General features: G+C 44.7%; 20 protein-coding genes and 1 other RNA gene. 6 read left to right on the top strand and 15 right to left on the bottom strand.

Going from position 1 to position 22,591, the window contains the following annotated elements:
* Nucleotides 1-6 precede the first annotated feature (6 nt).
* Complete coding sequence (locus tag AC2UZJ_RS01495) at nucleotides 7-633, bottom strand: glutathione S-transferase N-terminal domain-containing protein (protein ID WP_486948347.1); 627 nt, start codon at nucleotides 631-633, stop codon at nucleotides 7-9.
* A gap of 238 nt (nucleotides 634-871) precedes the next feature.
* Between AC2UZJ_RS01495 and purB the strand changes: the two genes are divergently transcribed.
* The gene (gene purB, locus AC2UZJ_RS01490; protein ID WP_486948346.1) at nucleotides 872-2,248 is read left to right on the top strand and encodes an adenylosuccinate lyase; all 1,377 of its coding nucleotides are present in this window, start codon (nucleotides 872-874) and stop codon (nucleotides 2,246-2,248) included.
* Nucleotides 2,249-2,250: 2 nt separating this feature from the next.
* Here the strand turns inward: purB and AC2UZJ_RS01485 are convergent, their stop codons facing one another.
* From AC2UZJ_RS01485 to dsrO, 5 genes are all read right to left on the bottom strand, one after another.
* Nucleotides 2,251-2,667: a COG3650 family protein gene (locus AC2UZJ_RS01485; RefSeq protein ID WP_486948345.1), complete on the bottom strand. Its 417-nt coding sequence runs from the start codon at nucleotides 2,665-2,667 to the stop codon at nucleotides 2,251-2,253.
* Nucleotides 2,657-3,271: a GTP cyclohydrolase II gene (gene ribA / locus AC2UZJ_RS01480; protein ID WP_486948344.1), complete on the bottom strand. Its 615-nt coding sequence runs from the start codon at nucleotides 3,269-3,271 to the stop codon at nucleotides 2,657-2,659. Before ribA ends, AC2UZJ_RS01485 begins: the two co-directional genes overlap by 11 nt.
* 114 nt (nucleotides 3,272-3,385) lie before the next feature.
* Entirely contained in the window at nucleotides 3,386-6,550 is a 3,165-nt protein-coding gene (locus AC2UZJ_RS01475; protein ID WP_486948343.1) for a molybdopterin dinucleotide binding domain-containing protein, read from the bottom strand.
* A 27-nt stretch (nucleotides 6,551-6,577) separates the two neighbouring features.
* A complete protein-coding gene (gene nrfD, locus AC2UZJ_RS01470) occupies nucleotides 6,578-7,609 on the bottom strand; it encodes an NrfD/PsrC family molybdoenzyme membrane anchor subunit (RefSeq protein ID WP_486948342.1) in 1,032 nt (343 codons plus the stop codon).
* Between the two features lie 13 nt (nucleotides 7,610-7,622).
* Nucleotides 7,623-8,390, bottom strand: coding sequence for a sulfate reduction electron transfer complex DsrMKJOP subunit DsrO (gene dsrO / locus AC2UZJ_RS01465; RefSeq protein WP_486948341.1), 768 nt, complete (start codon nucleotides 8,388-8,390; stop codon nucleotides 7,623-7,625).
* A 301-nt stretch (nucleotides 8,391-8,691) separates the two neighbouring features.
* On the opposite strand from dsrO, the gene AC2UZJ_RS01460 reads away from it, so the two are divergent.
* Nucleotides 8,692-10,056 carry an NAD(P)-binding domain-containing protein gene (locus AC2UZJ_RS01460; protein WP_486948340.1) on the top strand — a complete coding sequence of 455 codons (1,365 nt, stop codon included), beginning with the start codon at nucleotides 8,692-8,694 and terminating at the stop codon, nucleotides 10,054-10,056.
* Nucleotides 10,057-10,058: 2 nt separating this feature from the next.
* Here AC2UZJ_RS01460 and AC2UZJ_RS01455 read toward each other — a convergent pair whose 3' ends face one another.
* The 6 genes from AC2UZJ_RS01455 to ssrA form a co-directional block, all read right to left on the bottom strand.
* Nucleotides 10,059-11,231 carry a glycosyltransferase family 4 protein gene (locus AC2UZJ_RS01455; RefSeq protein ID WP_486948339.1) on the bottom strand — a complete coding sequence of 391 codons (1,173 nt, stop codon included), beginning with the start codon at nucleotides 11,229-11,231 and terminating at the stop codon, nucleotides 10,059-10,061.
* Entirely contained in the window at nucleotides 11,228-11,938 is a 711-nt protein-coding gene (locus AC2UZJ_RS01450) for a polysaccharide deacetylase family protein (protein ID WP_486948581.1), read from the bottom strand. The genes AC2UZJ_RS01455 and AC2UZJ_RS01450 overlap by 4 nt, the downstream gene beginning before the upstream one ends.
* Before the next feature lie 20 nt (nucleotides 11,939-11,958).
* On the bottom strand, nucleotides 11,959-12,456 hold the full coding sequence (locus AC2UZJ_RS01445) for a nucleoside 2-deoxyribosyltransferase (RefSeq protein WP_486948338.1): 498 nt from the start codon (nucleotides 12,454-12,456) through the stop codon (nucleotides 11,959-11,961).
* Between the two features lie 108 nt (nucleotides 12,457-12,564).
* Nucleotides 12,565-12,828 (bottom strand): hypothetical protein, encoded by a 264-nt coding sequence (locus AC2UZJ_RS01440; protein ID WP_486948337.1) that lies wholly within the window; start codon nucleotides 12,826-12,828, stop codon nucleotides 12,565-12,567.
* 267 nt (nucleotides 12,829-13,095) lie between these two features.
* Nucleotides 13,096-13,335 (bottom strand): hypothetical protein, encoded by a 240-nt coding sequence (locus AC2UZJ_RS01435; protein ID WP_486948336.1) that lies wholly within the window; start codon nucleotides 13,333-13,335, stop codon nucleotides 13,096-13,098.
* 93 nt (nucleotides 13,336-13,428) lie between these two features.
* Nucleotides 13,429-13,801, bottom strand: a transfer-messenger RNA (tmRNA) gene (gene ssrA / locus AC2UZJ_RS01430).
* 126 nt (nucleotides 13,802-13,927) lie between these two features.
* Between ssrA and sstT the strand changes: the two genes are divergently transcribed.
* A complete protein-coding gene (gene sstT / locus AC2UZJ_RS01425) occupies nucleotides 13,928-15,151 on the top strand; it encodes a serine/threonine transporter SstT (protein WP_486948335.1) in 1,224 nt (407 codons plus the stop codon).
* Nucleotides 15,152-15,159: 8 nt separating this feature from the next.
* Here sstT and AC2UZJ_RS01420 read toward each other — a convergent pair whose 3' ends face one another.
* From AC2UZJ_RS01420 to ompA, 3 genes are all read right to left on the bottom strand, one after another.
* Nucleotides 15,160-15,825: an HAD-IA family hydrolase gene (locus AC2UZJ_RS01420; RefSeq protein WP_486948334.1), complete on the bottom strand. Its 666-nt coding sequence runs from the start codon at nucleotides 15,823-15,825 to the stop codon at nucleotides 15,160-15,162.
* Nucleotides 15,826-15,868: 43 nt separating this feature from the next.
* Entirely contained in the window at nucleotides 15,869-16,576 is a 708-nt protein-coding gene (ubiG, locus tag AC2UZJ_RS01415; protein WP_486948333.1) for a bifunctional 2-polyprenyl-6-hydroxyphenol methylase/3-demethylubiquinol 3-O-methyltransferase UbiG, read from the bottom strand.
* A gap of 103 nt (nucleotides 16,577-16,679) precedes the next feature.
* Nucleotides 16,680-17,279 (bottom strand): outer membrane protein OmpA, encoded by a 600-nt coding sequence (gene ompA / locus AC2UZJ_RS01410; protein ID WP_486948332.1) that lies wholly within the window; start codon nucleotides 17,277-17,279, stop codon nucleotides 16,680-16,682.
* A gap of 445 nt (nucleotides 17,280-17,724) precedes the next feature.
* On the opposite strand from ompA, the gene gyrA reads away from it, so the two are divergent.
* Genes gyrA through pheA form a run of 3 tightly spaced genes read left to right on the top strand, consistent with a single transcriptional unit; the run spans nucleotide 17,725 to nucleotide 22,586 of the window.
* Complete coding sequence (gene gyrA / locus AC2UZJ_RS01405) at nucleotides 17,725-20,394, top strand: DNA gyrase subunit A (protein WP_486948331.1); 2,670 nt, start codon at nucleotides 17,725-17,727, stop codon at nucleotides 20,392-20,394.
* Nucleotides 20,395-20,425: 31 nt separating this feature from the next.
* Nucleotides 20,426-21,505: a 3-phosphoserine/phosphohydroxythreonine transaminase gene (gene serC / locus AC2UZJ_RS01400; RefSeq protein WP_486948330.1), complete on the top strand. Its 1,080-nt coding sequence runs from the start codon at nucleotides 20,426-20,428 to the stop codon at nucleotides 21,503-21,505.
* Nucleotides 21,498-22,586, top strand: a complete 1,089-nt coding sequence (gene pheA / locus AC2UZJ_RS01395; RefSeq protein ID WP_486948329.1) for a prephenate dehydratase — start codon at nucleotides 21,498-21,500, stop codon at nucleotides 22,584-22,586. Before serC ends, pheA begins: the two co-directional genes overlap by 8 nt.
* Nucleotides 22,587-22,591: the final 5 nt, after the last annotated feature.

The raw sequence follows: 22,591 nt of genomic DNA, 5'->3' as shown, positions 1-22,591 counted from the left end.
TGCGTATTAGGCTTCAGCAGCCGGTGGCTTGGTGGCAATAAAAGAGGGGCGAGTTTCTAGCCTCTCTTGTAAGGCGGTAAGTTTAGGGTAGTCATTACGCCACGTAATTTCAGGGTAGCGGAAATCTAAAAAGCCCAAAGCACAGCCTACGGCAATATCAGCAAGATTAAAGTTTATACCCATGCAATAGGGGCTATTTGCGGCCAACTCATCTTCCATATATTGTAAGGCTGCCGTGATTTTCTCTTGCTGCCTTTCTACCCATTCAGAACTTTGCTGAGCAGGCTGACGGCGATGTAATTCTATACGAATCGCTTGTGCCGCATCCATGAGGCCATCGGCCACAGCTTCCCAAGCTTTGGTGCTAGCCCTATCACGCCCAGATTGTGGCAGTAATCGCCCCACCGGAGATAAGGTGTCTAAGTATTCAACAATAACTCTAGAGTCAAACAAACTGCCGTAATCATCCATAATCAGACAAGGGATTTTTCCTAGTGGATTATGTTTTTGTACGGCATGACTATCTATCTCCCATACGTCTTTGAGTAGTAGATCGTAGTCGAGTTTTTTTTCAGCCATCACAATACGCACTTTACGTACATATGGGCTAGTGAGAGAACCAAGAAGTTTCATAGATGGAAGAGTAGTTGAGTTGCAATGCCTAAAAAGTATATCAAGAACCCCTAGAGAAACAGTAGGCAAGGGCTTTATTTAGACTTGTAGTGGTGGTTTATTTGATTTCTGTGGTTTATATGTCATGGATTAGCAATAAGGTGCTGATTTACTCGATTTTTTTGTTTATTTGTGAATCAGCGGTTTTTGAAGAGGCAATGGTAGAATAAAGGTTTTACTCACCATATCACTCATTATTATGCAAATAGTAGATCAACTCACTCCTTTAAATGCGTTGTCTCCCTTAGATGGGCGTTACGCTAGCCGTTGTAATCCCTTACGCGGACTACTCTCTGAGGCTGGATTTATGGCTCATCGGGTGGAGGTAGAGGTAGCATGGCTAATTGCCCTATCCAAAGCTGGATTACCTGAATTAGCGGAGTTTTCTCCGGCGGCGCAAGATCGTTTAAGTAGCCTGGTTTCAAATTTCACTGAGGCGGATGCGCAGCGCATCAAAGAAATTGAGCGTGTAACAAATCACGATGTTAAGGCGGTAGAATACTGGCTTAAAGAACAGGTTGATGATGATGCTGAGCTTAAAGAGGCGGCTGAGTTTATTCATTTTGCTTGCACTTCTGAAGACATTAATAACACCTCGCATGCTTTAATGCTCATCCGTGCACGTGAGCAAGTGATCTTGCCACAGTTGCAGCATGTGTGTGATCAGATTAAAGCCAAAGCCCGCGCTTATGCTGATCAGCCTTTATTATCACGTACACATGGCCAACCCGCCAGCCCCACCACTATGGGTAAAGAGTTTGCCAACGTAGTGGCACGGTTGCAACGTGTTATAGATAGCATAGAAGTTATTACGCCTTTAGCTAAGCTTAACGGCGCCACCGGTAACTATAATGCACACCTTAGTGCCTACCCGGAGATTGATTGGCCCACTTTTAGTAAAAATGTGTTGAGTGGCTTAGGTTTGGTACAAAATGAATACACCATTCAAATTGAACCGCATGATTGGATGGCTGAGTTATTTGACGCTATTGCCCGTGCTAATACTATTTTATTGGATTTTAACCGTGATATTTGGGGTTATATCGCTTTGGGTTACTTTAAACAGCGCTTAAAAGAGGGCGAAATCGGTTCATCCACCATGCCGCACAAGGTGAATCCCATTGACTTTGAAAACTCCGAAGGCAACCTGGGTTTAGCCAATGCTGTTTTAAAACATCTTTCTGAAAAGCTTCCTATTTCCCGCTGGCAGCGTGATCTGACTGATTCTACGGTTTTACGTAATTTAAGTGTGGGCTTGGGTTATAGTCTCGTTGCCTATGACGCTTGCTTACGCGGATTAGGTAAATTAGAGCTTAACGCAGAAGTAATTGATGCGGATTTAGATAATTGCTGGGAAGTGTTGGCTGAGCCGGTGCAAACGGTTATGCGCCGCTATGGTATTGAAAACCCGTATGAGCAGCTTAAAGAGCTAACCCGTGGCCGAGGTATTAATGAAGCTGGCTTACGTGAGTTTATTACTGGCTTAGATTTACCTGAAAAAGCCAAGACAGATCTACTGGCGCTGACTCCCCGTACTTATATAGGTTTAGCTGCCGAGTTAGCCGCTCGCATTTAACTTTAGTTTTCTAAAGTTCGTCCGCAGCCGCGTAATACGCGGCCCTCAACTTGAAGTACCGCTTTGTAGTCATACACCGTATCGCTCATGGTGTCTGAGCAGGTGGCATGGAGTATATCGAGGGCCAGCGGCTGCTGATTATAGGTACTGCGATAATGGGTGCCAGCATAGGAATACTCGGGCGTGGGAAGGGCTACGGTAAAAGTGCGCTCGCCATAATCTAATAACACTTCGGCTTGCTGAGAAGCGTCAATTCTTACACTCCACCCTGGCTCGTTACCTAAGGCCTGAAAAGGCAGGCTAATCATCGCTTTATTCGTTGTATTGGTGCTGGGGCTTGGGGTTGTAGATTGAGTAGTACAAGCACTCAAAGCAAGTACGGTTGCCATTACAGTAATGGTTAGGTAATTAGCTTTCATGCGTATGCTCCGTATCGTCGTAATTAATAAGATGGCCAAGTTTTTTTGCTTTGGTATATAAATAAAAACGATTGTGCTTATTGGGCTCTATGCTGTGGCCTATGCGTTCCGTCACGGTAATGCCTAAGTCTTCTAGGGCTTTAACTTTGCGGGGGTTATTTGTCATTAAGCGCACTTTTTTTATATTAAAAAAGTTCAGCATGGGTTCGCAAAGTCTATAATCCCGTTCATCGGCATCATGCCCAAGGGCTTCATTGGCCTCTACTGTATCAATGCCTTCATCTTGCAAATAATAAGCTCGAATTTTATTTACTAGACCGATGCCTCGGCCTTCTTGACGCAAATAAAACACCGCACCGCGTCCTTCTTCGGCAATGCGCTGCAAGGCTTTTTCTAGTTGTGGGCCACAATCGCAGCGTAGACTAAATAAGGCATCACCCGTTAAGCACTCGGAGTGTAAGCGTAAAAGTACGGGCTCGGGGGTAGAGAGGTCACCAAGAGCAATCACTAAATGTTCTTTTTTTGTGTCTTTTTCAACAAAAACATAGAGAGTGAAAATAGCCCAGGGCGTAGGTAGCTTAGCGGAAGTAACGAAATTTAACAAAACAGTGATCCAAGTAAAATATTTGCATTAATAATAGCATTACCGCTTAAAAAAAAGCACTTTGTTGATTAGACAAAGTGCTTTCAGGCCATAGTTTGAAGGATTTGTGTAACGCTACACTTTTTCTACACGCAAGGGCAAGCCTTGTCGCACTACTGCGCCAGATACCCAGTCAATCCAGATATTGTTATGGTCACCACGGGTTACATCTCTAAAGCCTAAATCGTTAAGATTGACACCCGCAGCTAACGCTGGGTTGTGTGGGGTGGTGACACCATCAATCACATTCGCTTTAGCGCCTAGCTCTTTATGGCCATAACCATGCTCAATCGCTATGGTACCTTGCATAACGCCATCACGTATCATCGCGACCCCTTCCACAGAGTTGCCTGGTGTAACCAGACGTATACGCTCACCGTTATTAATACCTAAAGCTTTCGCATCTTCTTTATGAATAGATAAAGGGTTATGAGGGTGTACTTGGCGTAAACGATCCACACCAATGGTCATGGAACTCATCAAATTAGATTTATAAGACGTCATCAAGAAAGGCCATTCATCGGTGTTATACATAGTACGCATATCGGTACCATCGGCTAAGCGAGTGGGGTACCAAGTGGGGCAGCCACTGTTATTTTCACCGGTCATGGAGTGCTTAGACTGGTAGAGGTCTTCATCCCAAATGGTAAGCATGGTGTTGTAGCTGTCTTTGATTTGACCTGTGCTTTCATCCCACGCGTCTTCTAGGTTATCGAAGCGGCCACCACGAGTCATCACCATGGCGACTTTGCGCCATTCTTCCTCTTTTACGCGCTCTTTGATGGTGTTTACATAAGGTGTTAAACCGGTGAGTTCTATGTCGCTATCAATGGCGTCGCCTACGGGTCTTCCTTGCGCATAGGCAATATTAGCAATAGCGCGTATATAAAAATCCGCTGGTGTATCGATGGCGTAGCGCTGATCGCTTTTGGGATCCCCAAGAGCATCTTTACCAAAACCGGGCATACCTAGACGTTTTGCTACAGCAATTAAAAACATTTCAGCGCAGATGGTTTCCCCGTCAGCGGTGCGAGCCACCTTAGGCTCCACCACAGGCCAACGTATTGAAGAGCTTTTTACAATCACATCCGACCAGGGGGCGGAAATTCCCCAGCTTTCGTAAGTGACAGTATCAGGCACAATGTAGTCTGCCAAAGCGCTGGTTTCATTAATGAAAGGGTTCACTGCGACCACTAAGGGGAGTTTCTTCGGATCGCATAAATCATCGTATAAGGCATTACGGAAACCGTTAATGCTGTATACAGGATTGCTCATATGGTTAATCCACGCCTTGGCCTTATACGGATAGCCCGCCATGCCGGAAGCCACAAACTCCGAGCTCAACGTGCCCGCTACCATGGGATACCAGGGGGCGGGGGCAGGGTACGGGTTTTCACCTGCAGCCACTTTACGTTTGAACTCAGAGGATTTTTCGTAAGGGATGTTATTACGTGAAAGATTTAAACCTTGGGGTTTAGCTTGACCTTTAAAACGGAAATCATAGCGCGGACCAGGGCCAAAGGGACCAAAGGGGCCAGCATCTAAGACTAAGCCGCCTTTTACGTTTAAGTTACCCACTAGGTTATTTAACATGGAAATAGCATAGGCCGTGTAGAAGCCGGCGCCATTCATGGTGCCCCCGTGGGCATCCACCACCGCTTTTTTGCCATAACTACTAAACTCTTCTGCTAGCTCTTTAATGTCTTGTACAGAAACACCACAGATCTCACTGTACTCCTCAAAGCTCATGCGTTGCGATTCTTCACGTAGTTTGGCTAAAGAAGTGCAGACGGCAACCGGTTTATCGCCTAAGCCCACGACGGTAATTTCACGCTCTACAAAAAGTTCAGCTGGTTCAATGATGGTGTTAGGGGCTAGTGAACCATCAGCGCGCTGCACTACAAACACGTCATCAGGCTTGGCTTCACCATCAGCCACTTCATTGACGGGCCAGCCCATATCTGAAGCGCGTAAAAAGGTGCCAAAGCGGGGGTGTTCTGGATCATTAATCATCAAGTGGGTGGCGTTACACCATGAAGCCTCCCCAGCGGCCTTCATTGCTTCCTGTCCCGGTTGCGATAACATCACGGTATCAATACGTTCGTTTTCTAGCATCCAACGTATTAATGCCATGACTAAAGCCAAGTCGGTGGCGGGTTTGACGGCTAACCAACGATTACCAGAACCAGCAGCCAGACTGGATGAGGTAGGTAATATGGGCGAGACCACTACGTATTTGAATGGGTTGTCAGGGCGGGATCGTGCTTCAGCTAGTTCGCGGCCTTGACGTTGGAAAGGGTTACCAGATTGCGCTGGAGCGGCCCCAATAAATAGACCAAATAAAGCACTAGTCCAATCGGGCTTGCCGTGTGGCATGCTATCAATAGCGCCTAAGGCTGCACCCGTACCCACTCTAAAACTTTGACCACAGTAAGAGCCATGATTGGCCCAGTTAACGGTACCAAAAGATTGCTGCGCAAAACGGCGTAATAAGCCAGTACGGCCCTCATTGGCTGAATCCGTGACAATGAGTTGGTTAGATAAGGGCCCGTATTCGGGATTTTCTGTATCGATGAGGGTTTCACGATCATAAATGGCGCGTAAGCCATCTACATGACCTTCACCGAATAAATCACCCCCCTCACACACCTCTTCTACCAGTTGTTCAAAGCTAATGGATTCCCATTTGCCTTCACCACGTTTGCCTACGCGTTTTAAGGGTGTTAATACACGGTAAGGGCTTTCTACCTGTTGTTGTAATGAGGTGCCACGAGCACAAGAAGTAGCCCTACCACCTAGGCCTTTTTCAGAGCCTAATCTGGCATAGACGTCACGTACGGGTTCATCCATAGAGGCAGGGTCCGTAGTTGCCAAGGGGTGATAAGGGTTCCCAGCAATACGCATGATTTTATTATTGTTGTGATCTACTCGCACTCGTACGCCGCACTGCGTCCAACAGCCTAAGCAAACTGAGGGACTAACAATTTGACCTGGCGTAGGGATGAGCGCTCCTGAGGAATCGATGGCAAACTCAGGTACTAAGGAGTTGCCGCGCACCGCATGTTTAGGAGGGTGTCCAGAGGTCCCTTTAGTAAAACCTTTGACGGCATTGACGACGGTATCACTGTAACCTGCTGCAAAAGCGGCCAAACCACCGGCCGCTAAAGAGCCGTGCTTTAGTAATTTACGTCTATCATTATTGGTTTTGTTTGGGTTGTTTGGTTTATCTTGCTTACTCATAATTCTATTCCGTGTGTGATTATTTTATTAAACACTTAATTTATGTGGGGTGGGGTAGCGATCTAAAAACCAAGTCACCACAGCCAAAACGGTTACGCACAAGCCAAATACTCCAATCATGCCAAGTAAACCATTACTACCTAAAGGCATACTGTGCATGTAGAGGCCAGCACCATATTTCGGTACACCTTGTACACTCATGAGTACAATCCAGCGGAACACCCAGGCTGCCGCCATCATGGTGATGCCACAGACTAAAGAGTGCATAGGGCTACATAAACGGTCAGAATTCACGCGTAGCATTAAGAATAAAAACACGGCTAAAATAAGTGAGATAATTAGACTTAGACGCCAGATAGGATAGGTGCTAAATAATTTCATCGCAGCCGGAAATGACGAGTCAAAGCCCATAATACCGCTAATGATCCAAGCTACTCCGCTTAGGAAAAGCAGGATCATGGCAGCCACACCCAAACGACGCACCAACATGGAAGGCATGGCCGCCATACCGCCAGGCAGCCAACGGCCTACAAATAGCATGGCACCTAAAGCAGCCAGCCAGCCAGTGAGAGCAAAGTTGATAGGTAAGAAATAGGTATGCCACAAAGGCCGGGCGCGTACAATCATGACTTCAGCGCCTGTGTAAACCAAAATGCTAATGGCTGAAAAAATCAAGGCAATACCGGTAAGGCGCATTAATGTATCTTTGCGTAGCCACCAGAAGGCACAAAAGGCGAGTGATAGCACCACAAAAATAGGCAGTAATACGGAACCTATAGACATCCAAGACCAAGGCGTAAAATAAGCATAGAAATGCCAGAAGCGAGCGGGTTGATGTAAATCGGCTAAGAGGGCAACTGGCGCTACAACGGCCGTGGTGAGTAATACCGTCATGGCAGCAGGCATAAGCTTACGAGCCCGTGACTCTGCAGGGCTAAACGCTAAACAAGCCGCTGTAATGGCGGTAGTCGTAGCAATAGCAATCAAAAAGAAATATTGCACCGCCCAAGGTAACCAGGCCGCGTCATAGGCAGGAGTTAAAATTTCAATAATATTCATAGTTACTGTCCTCTTAGAATTCAGCGACTAAACGTACGCTGGTCTGACCTTCTACGCCATTTACAAAAGCGTCAGGCATACCGATGTAATAAACGCGAGGTTGCGTGTTCATATCGGGTTTAAGGACTTTGATGTCATCGCTGTGCTCTTTAAGCATTTGAGAAATCACGCTGTCAGGATCGTTTAAATCACCAATAATACGAGCACCACCTACACAGGTTTCTACACAGGCAGGCAACAAATCCACTTCTAAGCGGTGCTCACAAAAAGTGCATTTATCAGCGGTTTGGGTTTCATGGTTAATAAAACGTGCATCGTAGGGACAGGCTTGTACACAGTAAGCACAACCTACACAGCGTTCGTTATCAACTAGCACAATACCATCATCACGTTGGAAGGTGGCTTGGACGGGACATACCGGTATACAGGGAGGGTTTTCACAATGATTACATAACCGGGGCAAGTTAAACATAGCGGGTAGACCATCATCGTAATCTTCCACTTCATATTGTAATACCGTGGTACGAAACTGCCCTATAGGGGGTAGGTTTTCCATGGAGCAACCCACGGTACAGGCTTGACAGCCAATACATTTACGTAAGTCTACTAACATACCAAAACGCTTTCCCGTCATGCCTGGACGGCGCGGAGGTTGATCATTAATGCCGGCTTTGGCGGGGGTTATAGGAATAACAGTGGCAGCAATCCCAGCACCCAAGAGATTCTTGAGAAAACCTCGCTTACCTTCTTGTAGTTGTTCAGTTTTCGCTATTTTACGCATACATCCACCTGTGGGAGACTATTTTTTAAGATTTAAGAATAAGCTTATAGCTAAAAACCCGAGTATGCCTTGATACTTGTCAAGAAAAAGAGCAGTGAGTTAGTAGTGATAAATGGTAGAGTTAGGTAAAAACTAGACAGTATGACGAGTTATAGTTAAGCTATTAAGATGTACTGTTAGGCAAAACATACGTATATAAATAGGTTAATAACTGGGCGTAAATTAGTAAAAGCAAAGAGATTGCCTAAAGAAAAAAGAATGAAGAACTGCCCAGTGATAACTAATAACACAGGAGTAAGTTTTGACTCAAAAACGAATTGCGATTCTAGGTGCTGGCCCTAGTGGTTTAGCACAATTACGTGCCTTCGAAGCGGCACGTAAAGCCGGTGTAAAAAACTTGCCGGAAATTGTTTGTTATGAAAAACAAAATGATGTGGGCGGCATGTGGAATTACACTTGGCGTACCGGTTTAGACAAAAATGGTGAACCTGTTCATGGCAGTATGTATCGCTATTTATGGTCTAACGGTCCTAAAGAGTGTTTAGAGTTTGCCGATTACACTTTTGATCAGCACTTTAACCAGCCCATCCCCTCTTATCCACCCCGTGAAGTACTTAAAGATTACATCATGGGTCGCATTGATAAGCGTGCCATCTTTAACTACATTCGCTTTGAGTGCCCCATACGCTGGGTCACTTACGATGATGACACTGAAAAGTTTACCGTTACAGTAATGAATCACAAGAGCGGTGAACAGGAAACGGAAGAATTTGATTATGTAGTAGTGGCTACCGGCCATTTCTCTACTCCTAATATGCCTTACTATGAGGGCCTGGAACAGTTTCCTGGCCGTGTGATGCATGCACATGACTTTCGTGATGCTTTAGAGTTTGAAGACCAAAATATTCTCTTAGTAGGTGGTAGTTATTCAGCTGAAGATATTGGATCACAATGTTATAAGTACGGCGCTAAATCTGTCACCATTAGTCATCGTGGTGAGTCCATGGGCTTTAATTGGCCTGAAGGCGTAGAAGAAAAACCCTTACTTACACATGTAGATGGGAATGTGGTGCACTTCACAGACGGCACAAGCAAAGAGTTTGATGCCATCATGATGTGTACGGGGTATTTATTCCATTTCCCGTTTCTGCCTGATGAGTTGCGTCTACAAACACATAATTGCTTATACCCAGACAATCTCTATAAAGGTATTTTCTTGCAAGATAATCCAAAACTCATGTATTTGGGCATGCAGGATCAGTGGTTTACCTTTAATATGTTTGATGCTCAAGCGTGGTATGCACGAGATGTTATCTTAGGTGATAGAGAGTTACCGAGTAAAGAAGAGCGGGCTGCTGATATTCAACGTTGGTTAGATCGTCACGATAAAACGGAAACGGTTGATGAATCCATTGATTTCCAGGCCAGTTATATCCGTGATTTAATTAGCGACACAGACTATCCTGATTTTCCTGTGGAAGAGCAAGCTGAGCTATTTAAACAATGGCTCAAAGATAAAGAAGAAGATATTATGGGATTCAGAAATAAGTCCTATCGCTCTACCATGACAGGCACTATGGCAGCGCAGCTGCCTAGGCCTTGGTTAGAGATTAAAGACGATTCTTTAGAAGGGTTTATGGCGTTAAAGTTTATTGAAAACGAATAAGGTTATTTTTTAACTCTATGCAAGCGGGTGGCAATAATATCTACATATATAGATTCCACCTGCTTTGCAATGTTTTCCCAGCTAAACGCAGTGGCTAGCTCATAGCCTTGCTGCTTTAGCTGTAATCGTAGTTCAGTATTAGTGATAACTTCATTTATAGCGCGACTCAGCTCGGCAGCATCACGCGGGTCATTTAAAAGATACGCATTTTTTTTATGGGTAGCATATTGAGCAAAGCCACACCATTTCGCATCACTCATAATCACTGGCAGCCCGTAGGCCATGGCTTCTAACGGTGCCATACCAAAACTATCGTTGAAAGTAGGGTGTAAGGCAATATCGGCGGCTTGATAATAAGAAGAAATAGCAGCCGTTTGACCTATAAATAGCACTTTATTAATTAGACCATTTTGCTGTAGCTGGCTGTGTAGTTGACTTTCTAAGGTTGCCGGCGCTCCCACTATTAACAGCTTTAAGTTAAACACACCCGAGTAAAGTGTGGCTAAGGCATCTAGTATGGTATTTAAACCTTTGCTTAAAGGGTTTCTAGCCACGAGTATTGCCACAATATCATTATCACTAAATCCTAAGTCTTGACGGCTTTTTAGGCGTACAGCCGTATCTGGAACAGGAAGATGTACGCCGGGAGTCAGCACGTCAAAAGGATATTTGGTATCGTAAGCCTGTTGGATTTGCTGCTTTAAGGACTCAGAAACTACGGCTGTGCGGCGAGGAGGCTTTAGATGCACTCGCTGTTTTTCTAGCCATAAGTACATTTGTATACGAGGGCTAAGCCGGGCATTAAGTTTTTGCCACCATGGATTGGCTGGGTTGAGCCAGCGATAGCGTACTGATTTCACATGTAATATATCTAAATCACCACTCCAACCATTCATATGAGAATGCACTAAGTCGTATTCACCTGTTTGGAGAATGCGCTCCGCTTCTTTAGCAAAAAAATAACTACGAAGCCAACTAGGCCAACGTTCGGCTAAGGGGATAGGGATGAAGGGCAGGTTCAGGCCACTGTCTGAGTCATAGGTATAGCCAATCACAGTAATGTCATGGCGCTTAGCAAGCTCACGCATAAGCTCAACCCCATAGGCTTCAGCTCCCCCGTATTGATGGCCAAATTTTGAGGTAATAAAAGCAATTTTTAATGGTGGGAAGTTCATGTAGATTTGCGCTTTTTATGTTCGAGTTGTGTCATGCATTTTTGTAAAAAGCGTAAAATGTTTGTAGAGCGAGCTACGGTGACGCGGGGTAGATCAAAGTGATCATCGGAGCTTAACGCCAAGCCTCTGGCAGTGGTGGTGGCATTGGTGTAGCCACTTTGGCGCACCCAGGCTGCTATTTCTGCATTTTTATGCCCGTATGGGTAGCAAAAAGCACTTACTTCCGTTTGTAGAGTATTTTCTAGATCCGTTTTTGATTGTGCTATTTGGCGTAAGGCTTCTTCTTTGTCTACATCGGTTAAATGCACATGATCTAAGGTGTGTGAGCCTATCTCATGGCCTGCCGCCATCCATTGCTGTAACTCATCTAATGACATGAGTGTTGAGCTGGGCACACCTTTACTATGATCCCAAAAATTCGTACCCGAAAAATGATTGCTGACTATATAGTTAGTGGAGCTAAAACCCAGCGCATTCAATATAGGGATCGCATTTTGCAGTACATTTTGATAACCATCATCAAAGGTAATGCCCACCACCTTACCTTGCTTTTCACCCCTTAAGTAAGGCATAAGCTCGCGCATCGATAGCCCCGTATAGCCAAAGCGTTTCAGCCAGATCATTTGGCGTTTGAAGTTGCTGGGGTGTACGGTTAAACCTCTAAACGGCGTCCCTTTAGGGGCGGGTTCGCCAATCTGGTGATACATTAAAATAGGAATCATAAAAACTAGTCGTACCAACGACGCTGTAGTTGAATAAGAGCAGCGAGTAAATCGCCAAAAACTATTTCACAAGACACACCCAGCATAAGATTAACAGCTAAGTCAAAGTCCTCTACTAAACATTCGTTTTGGTCTAACCATTTATTGTTATTTTTATCTAAGTAGATAGGGCCATGGTACGTTTTTACCTGTTCTTTTACAGTGGTTGGGCCAGACATATAACCAATTACCGGTAAACCTAAAGCAATGGCATAGCCTACTTCAAAAGCCGTCCCTGAGTCAGGCTCTGCGCCTCTAAAAGGGTTGAGGTTTGCTATTACCGCATCTGCTGATTTGATTAGGCTGATGTTAGCTGTATAAATACCTTGAGCGGTTTGTTCTACACCGTCAGCAGGATGCAAGGGCTCAAAACCATGAGCTACACATAACTTTTTATGTTGCTCGGCAAGCTCAGATGCATTGGGAGCAAAAACATCAGGACCAGCTAAATATACTTTTTTCATGGGGATTCCTAAAAACGATAACGTTCTTAGTGTAGCTTATTAAAAAACGCCTGATAATCTTTAAAATTATCAGGCGTTTCTTTTGTAGTTAGTATAGCTACGTTTTAATTAGTGTACCGCTTCTTCTCTTGAGCCTACATGATGCACGTCTTTAAGACGGAATCTAAAACGAATACGTTGACCTTTATTGCAAGAAGCGTCTGCTGTGTAAGTGGTACAACCAAACACAGGTGAGCCATAAATTACGGTACTCGCAATTTGTGGGCCATTTTTAGGCTGTAAATACACCACATCACCTAAGCGGATGTCTGTTTTGTTTAGTGCAGCGCTGTCTGGGCGCGCAACAAGATCTGTTGGATAAATTGTTTTCATTATAATATTCCCTTTTTTTGGGTTGTTTTTATAAGTGTTTTTATAAGTATTAGATCTACCTAGAATTAAACAAGCGCATGTTTATAAATACAAATGATTTATTATTTCAATACAGTGCTTGGTAGTAGGTAATAGGTAGCTTAACGCAGAATTGGTTTGCTACCCTTTATATAATAATAATTATTTTTTTAAATGGAGTCTATAGGATAAAACCCCTACGTATCTCACTAGTATGTGTAGAGAGTTAGCACTTGTCAACTGGTTTTTCTATTGTTTTGTAAAAAACGGTAGTTTTTCAGTGGTTTGCCGCAGATCCTTTGTGAGGTTTAGTAAATCAAAATCATCAGCGTGTATTAAATGCACTTTGCCACCAAAGCAAATACGGTGGCTGTTAGGCATGCCTGGTAAATCAGTAGGGCCCATGTAACGGCCTTGTTGTTGGTAAAGACTATGTTCAGGGCTGGTGATGATAGTAATAGCGCCTAGGCGGATGGTTTTAGTCGTCATGGTCTAATCGATCCTCATGAAGTGTTTTCATCCATAAAAAAAGCCAACTTTAACAGTTGGCAATTTTATAAGTGTTTAATTTACTAAGAATCTTGGTGGAGCCGGGGGGAATTGAACCCCCGTCCGCAAGCCCTCTGCAGGCAGTTCTACATGTGTAGTTAAATTATTTTAAGTTTTAGCCGCAAGCCATGCCATTTAACAGGCCATCTATTGGCGATCCACATTTGTTTTAGGTTTGAGTTGAGTGGCCCAAAACAAACCGATTCTTTGTATATGATACTGCATATTAGTTTCCTAATCTAACCCAAAGACAAGTTAGTGCAGCAGCTCTAAAGACCGGTTATTAAGCGGCTAGAGCGAAACGCTCATCATTTGCGTTTATAGTTTTCCAGTGGATTTACGAGCTTACTGGTGCTCGACATGCCCTGCTCTGTTTCGCGACCCACGTCGAAGCCAGATCGGCCCCAAGTAGTTCATTTCTAGCAAGTGGGATTAATTATACAATAAAAAAGAGACTTTGTCGAAGATTGAAATGGTAACATGCCTACATCTATCAAATTAACAACATCTATTAAATATCTAAGAGGTAATCATGGGTACGTCTGCTGCTGAAGGGGCACTACTGCGTTATATCAAGTCCGGGAGCATAGTGAGTCAAATAGTGATCGGTTTAGTTGCGGGAGTAGCAGTTGCTTATTTTTTTCCGGAAGTGGCTCGTTCTGTGGCATTGTTTGGTGATTTATTTGTAAAAGCGTTGATTTCAGTAGCACCTATACTTGTTTTTGTATTAGTTGTGGCCTCTATTGCTAATCATCGGCAGGGCGCTAAAAGTCATATAGGGCGTGTTATTGCTTTGTATTTAATAGGTACTCTGATTGCGGCAATGATAGCGGTAATTGTGAGTTTCATGTTTCCGTTAACCATTCAACTACAAGCTAGCATTGATTCTATAAGTCCTCCCGATAATGTAGGGGAGGTGTTATTAACGGTGTTATTAAATGCGATAGATAATCCGGTTAATGCATTATTAAACGCCAACTACATGGGCATTTTGGTATGGGCTATAGCAGTAGGGATTGCCTTGCGCAGTGCCCATGAGACGACTAAAAACTTAACACGTAATTTAAGTGATGCGGTGTCTTTTGTAGTGCGCTGGGTGATTCGTTTTGCTCCCATCGGTATTTTTGGTTTGGTGGCAGGTACTATTGCCAGCACCGGTTTTGGGGTGTTGTGGGATTATGGTCGATTATTAGCGGTCTTAATAGGTTGTATGTTATTGATGGCCTTAGTGGTAAATCCCCTTATTGTGTGGACGCAGATACGCCGCAACCCTTATCCCTTAGTTTTTACTTGTTTACGTGAAAGTGGTGTAACGGCTTTTTTCACTCGTAGTTCCGCTGCTAATATCCCGGTTAATATGAATTTATCCAAAAAACTGGGATTAAATGAAGATATTTACTCCGTCTCTATTCCTTTAGGAGCCACCATTAATATGGGTGGGGCGGCTATTACTATTACGGTACTAACTTTAGCGGCAGTAAACACCCTGGGGATTAATGTGGATATGGGCACAGCTTTATTATTGAGTGTGGTGGCTGCTGTTTCAGCCTGTGGTGCCTCAGGCGTGGCAGGCGGTTCATTATTACTCATCCCGCTAGCAGCCAGTTTATTTGGTATGCCTAATGAAATTGCGATGCAGATTGTAGGTGTAGGTTTTGTGATTGGGGTGCTACAAGATTCAGCCGAAACCGCCCTCAACTCATCCACAGATGTTTTGTTTACGGCGGCGGCTTCTATGCATCAAGATAAAACATAGGCGGTTGATTATCTATGCAACCATTGTAAAACAATGGGGAAGATTTCTGTGGCATGGCTAGCAATACCATCCGCTTGCCAGTTTGCAATGGCAGGATCAAAATCACAATAACCATAAGCGGCCACCGCGGTGGCCATGCCTGCTGCTTTCCCCGCCACAATATCACGCTCATCATCCCCAATATAAATACAGTTTTCAGGGGCTATACCTGTTTTTTCACAGGCTAAAAATAACGAAGCTGGGTGAGGTTTGATATGTGGTGTGGAATCACCACCCACTAAGACTTTACTGCTAGTGCTAAGCCCAAAATGATCCATGATGGGTTGGGTGAGATGCACCGCTTTATTTGTGACCACTCCCCAACTGATGCCCATTTCATTAAACTGTGAAATTAACGTATCTACACCATCAAACAACTGACTGTTTATGGTGGAGTTGGCGGCATAATGGTCCAAAAATAGACTTTTCTGAGGTTCGTAATCGGGGTGATCCATATTTAGGTCTAGAGCCGCCTTTAAAAGCCCGCGAGCACCCATAGAGGCGTAGGGCCTAAGGTAAGCTTCGGGCAGGGGGTCTAGGCCTTGCTGAGTGCGTATATAATTAGCGCTGGCGGCTAAGTCTGGTGCAGAGTCTACTAAGGTACCGTCAAAATCAAATAAAACGAGTTTTTGCATGATCCTGTCTCTTATGCGTTGTCTATTACTTATCATTTATCACTTAGCGTGATTTTTGTGTGGCCATAAGGTAATTTACCGAGCTGTCTTGGCTAAGTTTGTAGTGTTTGGTGATGGGGTTGTATTCAAGCCCTTTGAGCTCGTGAAGACTTAAACCACTTTCACGGGCTGAGCGCGAGAGTTCACTGGGTTTAATAAAAGCTTCATAATGATGTGTGCCTCTAGGAACTAGATTTAATAGGTATTCAGCGCCCACTATAGCAAATAGAAACGATTTAGGATTACGATTTAATGTAGAGAAGAATACCCAACCACCGGGTTTTACGAGTTGAGCACATGCTTGAATGATAGAGGCGGGGTTAGGCACATGCTCTAGCATTTCCATACAAGTGACTATGTCATATTTCTCAGTCTGCTGGGCGGCCATTTCTTCCGCACTGATATATTGATAATTCACTTTGATGCCAGTTTCTAGACTATGTAACCTAGCTACTTTAAGTGATCTTTTGGCTAGGTCTATGCCTGTAACATTTGCTCCTTGTGCTGCCATGGCTTCAGCTAATATACCGCCACCGCAGCCTACATCTATCACTTTTTTATTCTCAAGGCCGCCTGCTAAATCGCTAATCCAGCCTAGGCGTAAGGGATTGATTTCATGTAGGGGTTTGAATTCGCTAGTTGGATCCCACCAGCGTGAGGCTAAAGCACTAAACTTTTCAATTTCTGCTGGATCAACATTTACAGTAGACATAATACAAACCTATAGAATGAATAAAGGCTCCTAAGTAGGAGCCTTTATTGTATCGCCTTAAGCGAATCTCGTATGAGTATTGTTTAATACAATAACAAACGAATTACTGCTTACGGATACCGACGAGTTCGATTTCTACACGACGGTTTTCAGCGCGGCCTTCACGTGTCGCGTTTGTAGCGATAGGATCAGACTCACCTTTACCTTCGGTGTAGATACGATCTGCAGGAACGCCTTTAGAGACTAGGTAGTCTTTAACGGAGTCAGCGCGGCGTACAGACAGTTTCTGGTTATACGCGGCAGGACCTGTGGAGTCAGTGTGACCTACGGCAATTAAGGTTTCTAGTTCCATTTGTGCGGATTGCTCTGCAACTTGGTCTAGCACCTCACGGCCTTCTGGTTTTAGAGTGGCTTTGTCAAAATCAAAGAACGTGTCTGCGTTTAAAACAACTTTGGTTGTAGTGGGAGCGACAACAACGGTTTCTTCGGCTTGAGCAACTGGTACGCCATCACAACCGGGGATGCCGGTAGCTGGTGTCCAGAAATTATTACGCCAGCACAATTCGTGCGTGCCGTTCATCCATACGTCGCCAAATGGGTTTTGCCAGTTATTGACCTCACCGCCAGTTTGCGCGGACACAGCACCAGTGGCTGTGGCTGCGGCAAAGGCGAGTGCAAGTGCGATTTTGGAGGGTTTATTCATGTTTCTCCTCGTTTGAGCTGATGCTGTTAAGTTACCGCAGCGAACCCCTACCGCTTAAAATTTAATCTTTGTTAAACGGAAATAACGAACAATGCTGTAGTTTGAGATAAAAGACCAAACCAAAGTATTGCCTTGGGTTTCATGCGTGTTAGCAGGAATGTTAAGACATTTCTGTCTAGTACGCTAAGTGTAGAGGCTTTATATCGTGCGGATCGACCAAATTATAGTCGATAATTGGCATTATTGTTGGTTTTAGGCAACAAGGCAAGCTCAGATCAAAAACTAAGCCTATATTTGTTTTTCTGGTGTTTTTTGCCTACAGCTGACTTTTCTTGAGTCTAAATAAAGGGGTAGTACAATCAAGGTTAAGGGTAATGGTAGAATTCCGTATACGCCCTTATACGGCCTGCATCTTGCTTAACTCATAATATAAAGACAAATTAATATGGATTCCTTTGCTAAGGAGACCCTTCCGATTTCTCTGGAAGAGGAAATGCGTCGCAGTTATTTAGATTACGCCATGAGCGTAATCGTAGGACGTGCGCTCCCCGATGTGCGTGATGGCTTAAAGCCCGTACATCGTCGTGTCCTGTTTGCGATGCACGAGCTTAATAATGATTGGAACCGTGCATATAAAAAATCTGCACGTATTGTGGGTGATGTGATTGGTAAATATCATCCCCATGGCGACTTAGCTGTTTACGACACCATTGTGCGTTTAGCGCAAGATTTTTCTATGCGCTACATGTTGGTGGATGGTCAAGGTAACTTTGGCTCCATTGATGGCGATGGCGCGGCAGCCATGCGCTATACCGAAGTCCGTCTGGCGAAGATTTCTCATGAAATGTTGGCAGACATAGACCAAGAAACCGTGGATTTCATTCCCAACTATGACGGCAGTGAAATGGAACCGGCTCTGCTACCATCGCGTTTACCTAATCTTTTGGTAAACGGTAGTTCGGGTATTGCGGTAGGTATGGCCACCAACATTCCTCCACATAACTTATCTGAGGTAGTAAATGGTTGCTTATACTGTTTAGAAAACCCAGATTGCTCAGTGGATGATCTGTTTGAGTTTATTCCAGCCCCTGATTTCCCCACAGGGGGCATTATTTACGGCATGTCTGGTGTGCGTGAAGGTTATCGTACCGGGCGTGGTCGTGTGGTGATGCGTGCTAAAGCGCATTTTGAAGATATGGAAAGAGGCTCACGCCAATCCATTGTCATTGACGCCTTGCCTTATCAGGTTAATAAAAAGACCTTACAAGAGCGTATCGCAGATCTGGTTAACGAAAAGAAAATAGAAGGTATTTCTGATATTCGCGACGAATCAGACAAAGACGGTATGCGTTTAGTGATAGAGCTTAGACGCGGCGAAGTGCCTGAGGTGGTGCTAAATAATCTGTATAAGCACACTCAGCTCCAAGAAACCTTCGGCATGAATATCGTGGCTTTGGTTGATGGGCAGCCGCGCTTACTAAATCTCAAGCAGCTGGTGGAGTATTTCTTATTTCATCGTCGCGAAGTCGTAACGCGTCGTACGGTTTATCAACTACGCAGAGCGCGCGAGCGCGGTCACGTACTAGAAGGCTTAGCGGTTGCTTTGTCGAATATTGACGAATTCATTCGCATTATTCGTGCTGCTCCCACGCCCCCTGATGCACGTAGAGAGCTTTTAGCTCAAAGCTGGGATGCCCAAGTGGTACGTGACATGCTAGCTAGGGCAGATGAAAGTCAAATACCTGGTGGCCAGTTGGCATACAGACCGGATGGTTTGGAAGATATCTTTGGGTTGCAAAGCGATGGTTTGTATAGATTAAGTGAAACTCAGGCGCAAGAAATCTTAAATATGCGCTTGCAGCGCCTAACTGGCTTAGAGCAGGATAAAATTGTAGGCGAGTACAAAGAGGTCATGGAGCGTATTGCTGACCTACTCGATATTCTGGCTAGACCAGAGCGTGTTACACAAATCATTTCTGACGAGCTTATCGCCCTGAAAACAGAGTTTTCTGGTGAAAAGGACGTACGTAAATCTGAAATTGAATTTAATGCCACTGAGTTAGATACTGAGGATTTAATCACTCCTATGGATATGGTGGTTACCTTATCCCATGAAGGCTATATTAAAAGTCAGCCATTGTCTGAATACCGGGCTCAGCGTCGGGGTGGCCGTGGCAAACAAGCCACCACTACCCGAGAAGACGACTGGGTAGATAATTTATTTATAGCTAATACGCATGACTACCTACTTTGTTTTTCAGATCGGGGCCGTGTTTATTGGCTTAAGGTTTGGGAAGTGCCTCAAGGTTCGCGTAATGCGCGTGGTCGCCCTATCGTTAACATGTTTCCTTTAGAGCAAGACGAGAAAATCACAGTCGTGCTTTCGGTGAAGGAGTTTAGTGATGATCAATTTGTCTTCATGGCCACCTCTCAAGGTACGGTAAAGAAAACACCACTTTCTCATTTTTCCAATCCGCGCAAGGCCGGTATTATTGCCGTTGGTTTAGATGAAGACGATTACTTGATTGGCGCGCAGCTAACCGCTGGTGAGCACGATATCATGCTGTTTTCCGATGCAGGTAAAGCGGTACGTTTCCGTGAGACAGATGTACGTCCTATGGGTAGAAATGCGCGTGGTGTACGCGGCATGAATTTAGATGAAGGCCAAACTGTGATTTCTTTGTTAGTGGCCGAAGATGAAACCCAGTCTGTGCTTACTGCTACTGAAAATGGCTACGGTAAACGCACCTCCATTAGTGAATACACGCGTCATAGTCGTGGCACTAAGGGCATGATTGCGATTCAAGCTTCTGAACGTAATGGTTGCTTAGTTGGTGCGGTTTTAGTCACTGAAACCGATGAAATTATGCTCATTACTAACAGTGGCATATTGGTGCGTACTCGAGTGGAAGAGATTCGTGAAATGGGGCGTGCCACCCAAGGCGTGACTCTAATTAACGTAGAGCAAAACAGTAAACTGTCTGGAGTGTACCGTGTGGCAGAAAGTGATGCAGATATAGCGTTAGAGATAGTGGTTGATGAAGATGGAAATACGATTGAGGAAGCTGAGGGTGTAGAGATTACACCAGAGGCCGATTCAAAAAATAACGAGTAACTTATTAACGAATTAGAGAGTGGGTGTAATTATGCGTCCTTGGAATTTTTCTGCCGGTCCTTCGGCCTTACCTTTGGCTGTGCTTGAACAGGCAGCCGCCGAAATGGTCAATTGGCAGGGATCAGGTATGTCTGTGATGGAAATGAGCCATCGGGGGGCCGATTTTATGAGTATTCGTGATGAGGCCGAACAAGATTTACGTGATTTGTTACACATTCCGGATGCATTTTGTGTGCTCTTTATGCAAGGTGGCGCTCAAGCACAAAATGCCTTAGTACCCCTCAATTTAATGGGTTTAGACCAGCATAATCAGGCCGATTATGTAGTGTCTGGTAGCTGGTCTAATAAATCCTTTAAAGAAGCGCAGCGCTATGGCGATGTGGCTTTAGCAGCGAGTTCAGCAGATGAGTTCACCTGGTTTCCTGAGCCCAGTACTTGGACGCTACGCCCTACGGCTTCTTATGTGCATGCATGCAGTAATGAAACCATAAGTGGCGTAGAGTTTAACGATTGGCCACGTTTAGCGGTGCCTTTAGTTATTGATGCCTCATCAAATATCTTATCTAGACCCATTGATTTTACTAAGGTGGATGTGGTGTATGCGGGAGCTCAAAAAAATGCAGGCCCTGCAGGCGTTACCATGGTAATTATACGTAAAGAGTTACTCGGAAAAGCGCATGAGCACTGTCCCAGTGCGTTTAATTATGAATTGGTAGCTAATAGCGACTCCATGTTTAATACACCGCCCACCTACGCCATTTATATGGCTGGTTTAATATTTAAGTGGCTTAAGGCTCAAGGTGGGGTAGAGGCCATAGAGAAAGCCAACATCGAGAAATCTGAGCGCTTATATAATTACTTAGATAATTCAACGTTTTATCGTAATACAGTAGAGAAATCAGTGCGCTCACGCATGAATGTGCCTTTTTTATTGGCTGACCCCAGTCTGGATAAATTGTTTTTATCTGAAGCGGCAACTGCCGGGCTATTACAGTTAAAAGGGCATAAAAGCGTAGGCGGAATGCGTGCTTCTATTTATAATGCGCTGCCCATTGCGGCCATAGATGCTCTTATTGCTTTTATGCAGCAGTTTGAGGCGCAGCATGGCTAAGAAACTTTTACAAAAGCTGCAGCCATGGCGTGAGCAAATTGATGCCCTAGACGTGGAGATTTTGCAGCTATTAAATAAGCGTGCTCAGGCGGCTTTAGAGATTGGTAAAGTTAAAGAAGGCTTAGATGCGGATGACAGCATTTTGAAGCCAGAACGTGAGGCACAAATTATTGCTCACTTGCAAGCTGTGAATGCTGGACCGGTCACTGCAGAATCTATCCAAGCAGTTTGGTCTGAGATTATTTCTGCTTGCCGAGGTTTAGAGCGTCAGTTACGAGTGGCCTTTTTAGGCCCTCAGGGTTCTTTTTCTGAGCAAGCCGCTTTGGCGCATTTCGGTCATTTTATTACAGCAGTGCCGTGTGATAATTTTGATGAGATTTTTCGATTGGTTGAGGTGGGTGAAGCCGATGTGGGCATGGTGCCGGTGGAAAATTCAACGGAAGGCGCTGTGAATCGCACGTTAGATTTATTACTAAACTCTTCCGTCAAAGTGCTAGGAGAGCGCTCTTTGGCTATTCACCATTGTTTATTAGCGCAGAGCACAGATATGCGTGAAGTGAAGCGAATTATGGCGCATCCCCAAGCATTGGCCCAATGCCAAGGATGGCTAGTACGACATTACCCACATATACAGCAAGACGCTGCCTCCAGTAATGCCGAGGCGGCACGTATTGCCGCGGTAGATCCCACAGTCGCTGCTATTGCTGGACAAAAAGCGGCTGAGCACTGGGGCTTACAAGTAGTGCATGCATCCATACAAGATGACCCTCACAACCGTACGCGCTTTTTAGCCATCGGTCACATTGAACCCTTGCCTTCAGGAAACGATAAAACCAGTGTGATTTTAGCCGTGCCTAATCGGGCCGGAGCCGTACATGAAATGATTGCGCCTTTTGCCCAACATAAGGTTTCTATGACACGTTTAGAGTCTAGACCAGCCCGTACCGGACAGTGGGAATATTATTTCTACATAGATCTTTTGGGTCATAAAGAGGACGCAGCCGTACATGCGGCTTTTACCCAGTTAAAAAAGCAGGTGGCTTTTTTTAAAGTGTTGGGGTCCTATCCTTGTCAGGCATAAAAGCC

Source organism: Paenalcaligenes sp. DL 309 (assembly GCF_057475285.1).
Note: the sequence above shows the minus strand (reverse complement) of the source record. Positions and strands in the feature narration are given on the sequence as shown.

Bases quoted from the DNA above. Each gene is read 5' to 3' on its own strand.
- ubiG (WP_486948333.1), bottom strand. From the start codon at position 16,576: ATGTCTACTGTAAATGTTGATCCAGCAGAAATTGAAAAGTTTAGTGCT.
- serC (WP_486948330.1), top strand. From the start codon at position 20,426: ATGCGTCCTTGGAATTTTTCTGCCGGTCCTTCGGCCTTACCTTTGGCT.
- AC2UZJ_RS01420 (WP_486948334.1), bottom strand. From the start codon at position 15,825: ATGCAAAAACTCGTTTTATTTGATTTTGACGGTACCTTAGTAGACTCT.
- ompA (WP_486948332.1), bottom strand. From the start codon at position 17,279: ATGAATAAACCCTCCAAAATCGCACTTGCACTCGCCTTTGCCGCAGCC.
- purB (WP_486948346.1), top strand. From the start codon at position 872: ATGCAAATAGTAGATCAACTCACTCCTTTAAATGCGTTGTCTCCCTTA.
- AC2UZJ_RS01475 (WP_486948343.1), bottom strand. From the start codon at position 6,550: ATGAGTAAGCAAGATAAACCAAACAACCCAAACAAAACCAATAATGAT.
- nrfD (WP_486948342.1), bottom strand. From the start codon at position 7,609: ATGAATATTATTGAAATTTTAACTCCTGCCTATGACGCGGCCTGGTTA.
- pheA (WP_486948329.1), top strand. From the start codon at position 21,498: ATGGCTAAGAAACTTTTACAAAAGCTGCAGCCATGGCGTGAGCAAATT.
- sstT (WP_486948335.1), top strand. From the start codon at position 13,928: ATGGGTACGTCTGCTGCTGAAGGGGCACTACTGCGTTATATCAAGTCC.
- AC2UZJ_RS01440 (WP_486948337.1), bottom strand. From the start codon at position 12,828: ATGAAAACAATTTATCCAACAGATCTTGTTGCGCGCCCAGACAGCGCT.
- AC2UZJ_RS01455 (WP_486948339.1), bottom strand. From the start codon at position 11,231: ATGAACTTCCCACCATTAAAAATTGCTTTTATTACCTCAAAATTTGGC.
- AC2UZJ_RS01450 (WP_486948581.1), bottom strand. From the start codon at position 11,938: ATGTATCACCAGATTGGCGAACCCGCCCCTAAAGGGACGCCGTTTAGA.
- AC2UZJ_RS01495 (WP_486948347.1), bottom strand. From the start codon at position 633: ATGAAACTTCTTGGTTCTCTCACTAGCCCATATGTACGTAAAGTGCGT.
- dsrO (WP_486948341.1), bottom strand. From the start codon at position 8,390: ATGCGTAAAATAGCGAAAACTGAACAACTACAAGAAGGTAAGCGAGGT.
- AC2UZJ_RS01435 (WP_486948336.1), bottom strand. From the start codon at position 13,335: ATGACGACTAAAACCATCCGCCTAGGCGCTATTACTATCATCACCAGC.
- AC2UZJ_RS01485 (WP_486948345.1), bottom strand. From the start codon at position 2,667: ATGAAAGCTAATTACCTAACCATTACTGTAATGGCAACCGTACTTGCT.
- gyrA (WP_486948331.1), top strand. From the start codon at position 17,725: ATGGATTCCTTTGCTAAGGAGACCCTTCCGATTTCTCTGGAAGAGGAA.
- AC2UZJ_RS01445 (WP_486948338.1), bottom strand. From the start codon at position 12,456: ATGAAAAAAGTATATTTAGCTGGTCCTGATGTTTTTGCTCCCAATGCA.